This window comes from Halomonas sp. MES3-P3E, assembly GCF_002836035.1.
GTDB classification, from domain to species: Bacteria; Pseudomonadota; Gammaproteobacteria; order Pseudomonadales; family Halomonadaceae; genus Vreelandella; species Vreelandella arctica.
On record NZ_PJBT01000088.1, the window covers coordinates 1 to 1,575 of the forward strand.

General features: G+C 59.5%; 4 protein-coding genes. All 4 read right to left on the reverse strand.

Annotated features, from left to right (window positions below):
* Positions 1-146, reverse strand: a 146-nt coding sequence (locus CXF87_RS22420) for a D-Ala-D-Ala carboxypeptidase family metallohydrolase (protein ID WP_198556081.1), incomplete at its 3' end; no start/stop codon positions are given.
* On the reverse strand, positions 143-469 hold the full coding sequence (locus CXF87_RS11930; protein WP_101146765.1) for a hypothetical protein: 327 nt from the start codon (positions 467-469) through the stop codon (positions 143-145). The genes CXF87_RS11930 and CXF87_RS22420, both read right to left, overlap by 4 nt.
* A 111-nt stretch (positions 470-580) precedes the next feature.
* Entirely contained in the window at positions 581-1,105 is a 525-nt protein-coding gene (locus CXF87_RS11935; RefSeq protein ID WP_101146766.1) for a Mor transcription activator family protein, read from the reverse strand.
* Positions 1,105-1,575 (reverse strand): VRR-NUC domain-containing protein (locus tag CXF87_RS11940; protein WP_232774907.1); only part of this gene is annotated, 471 nt, incomplete at its 5' end. The genes CXF87_RS11935 and CXF87_RS11940, both read right to left, overlap by 1 nt.

Consider the following 1,575-nt stretch of genomic DNA (forward strand, 5'->3'; position numbering starts at 1 on the left):
CCGCTGGTAACGGTCACAGGGCTGCCGAAATGCTCCCGCACAGCTTCAACGATCCCCAGCGTTGCCGTGTCGATCGTGTCGAAGCCGCAACCGCAATTACATGTGAACTCGGCGCGGGTGAAATGCATCGCGATACGCTTGGTCATGAGACCCCCTTAAAGATGTTGCTGACGATAGTGCCCACGGCAGCGCCGAGCGATCCCAGCAGCACTAGCGCCGCCGCACCTACCGCCGCCCAGCGCCCAGAAAGCTGCTGGTTGTTTTGATCAGCCAACCGGGAAGCAACGGCGTGACCAAGCTCGACATCGCGCAGGCGGGCTGAAATATCGGTGATTTGGGACGCCTGACCCTCGATTTGGCCCGCATGATTGTTCTGCCGCTCTTCCATGCGCGTCAATCGATCCAATACCTGCGAAATGCTGGATTCGATGCGGTCGAGTTGCGTATCCCGGTTCGGTATCTCACTCATAGACACATGGCCCCCTCGACCGAAGCCTTTAACCCACAATGCATAGTCATCTCTCCGTAAACGATGAGAGAAGCCTACGCGGGCGGTGGTAGCGGCTCCGCTGGCAGTAGTTCAGAGACCAAGCGGCATTTGCGGGCTGGGTAGGCGCCGCTCGCCCCTACTGGTGATCGGCCCTGCATACTGAACATCGATGTCGAGGATATAGCCCAACGTGAGCGGTGAGATCTTCACCGAGCGAGCCACCACCTCGATACTGTCGCCGCGGCGCACCATATCGCGAGCATCGATAACGTTAGCGACCCACTTGCGCGACATGCCCAACTGCTCGGCGATCTCATCGGCATTCAGCCCCGTATCACGCAGCGCCAAGATGACGCGGTTCTTAATGGCCCGCTGCAGGTACTTACACGGGGATGGGTAAAGATGCATTCCACCGAATTGCTGACATAGCGCCACCGCATCCGCATAGCCCAGCATCGCCACCAGCGCGTGATTGACGTGCAGCTTGTCCGGCTTAGGCACATACACGTAAAGCGTCTTGCCACTACACCGCTGGCGCAACTGGCGCACCAGGCTTAATGCCTGATCGCGCCCAATAACATCGGCAACCTGCTGAACGCTCGGCGGTAGCTGCATTACTTCCTCCAGTCGGTGCCTGCCATTAACTCACGGGGCTTGCCCTTAACTTCGGTGCGCGGCCAGCTGGCGTACTCCTTCAATACCGCTTTGGCTTCCTCATAGCCACGCGCCAGCACAGCGCAATAGCCTTCGTACTCGCTCCCTTCCAGCCACTTAAGCTGGCTATCGGCAAGATCTGCATCACGCGGGGGCGTTGCCTTAAACTCCAGATACATCCCATGCCACCCGCCACGCGCTTGCCGAATAACCAAGTCAGATACGCCCGCCTTACCCCCTTGCGCCTTCATCGCACTGGCCGTCTTCCAGCTGCGCACACCGCCGTTAGGCACATGGTAAGTGGCGCTATGGAGCTCTCCTGCTGGCGTATGGCGCTTGCTCTCCCCTAGCAGCCAGCGCATAACAATGGCTTGCTCATTACCTTCCCAGTCCGTAGGGCGCTTACGCGGCTTGCCGCTGGCGGTGCGGGA